The 606-nt window shown below is 70.5% G+C and carries 2 protein-coding genes; both read left to right on the forward strand.

Annotated elements, in window-relative coordinates:
* Nucleotides 1-73 precede the first annotated feature (73 nt).
* Nucleotides 74-496, forward strand: a complete 423-nt coding sequence (locus tag A5780_RS43110; protein WP_369829527.1) for a hypothetical protein — start codon at nucleotides 74-76, stop codon at nucleotides 494-496.
* Nucleotides 421-606, forward strand: a 186-nt coding sequence (locus A5780_RS15150; protein WP_156769509.1) for a hypothetical protein, incomplete at its 3' end; no start/stop codon positions are given. The genes A5780_RS43110 and A5780_RS15150, both read left to right, overlap by 76 nt.

A 606-nucleotide genomic window follows, 5' to 3' on the forward strand; every position in this document is an offset into this window, starting at 1 on the left:
ACCGCTCGAAACCGCTTCCGAGGCAGCCGATCACGAACCGGAGATCTACCCGTGGAAGGCCGCTCCATCGCATCTGAAGACCCGCCGCCAGCTCCGGGCGGCGGGCCTGGCCCCCGGAGGCCATGCCCCGGTCGCGCAGACCGAAACCCGCCGCCGTGGCCGGCGACTGCTGGCCTACCTCTACGACGCACGACTGGCGGTACCGAAACGCACCGCGACGCCGGCGCAGCTGGCCGCGGTCGCCAAGGCCATCCGCGAGCACCAGGCCCGCGCGGCTGAGCGTCACGGCTACGCCCGTGACGAGCTCACCACCACCGAAGCCCCAGGTCCGGGCTGGAGGCCCGCGCCGCCCGCGCGCGAATCCAGCGTGATTACGACAAGGCCCGCGCCCACGGCACCGGCGCGGTGGAAATGCTCGATGTGGCAATCGATCACCAGCTCGGATACGCCGCCGAGAATCTGCAGCAGATCGCGTGGGGCAACCGGTGGTCGCTGACGGGATCGCTGGCCGAGGCGCTGACCTGGCACGAGAACTCCGAGATCGCGGCCGAGAAACTCGACGAGCTGCGGAACGCTTTCGCCGACCAGTGGGGTGTGGTCATCGAC

The sequence above is a fragment of the Nocardia sp. 852002-20019_SCH5090214 genome (assembly GCF_001665865.1).
GTDB lineage: Bacteria > Actinomycetota > Actinomycetes > Mycobacteriales > Mycobacteriaceae > Nocardia > Nocardia nova.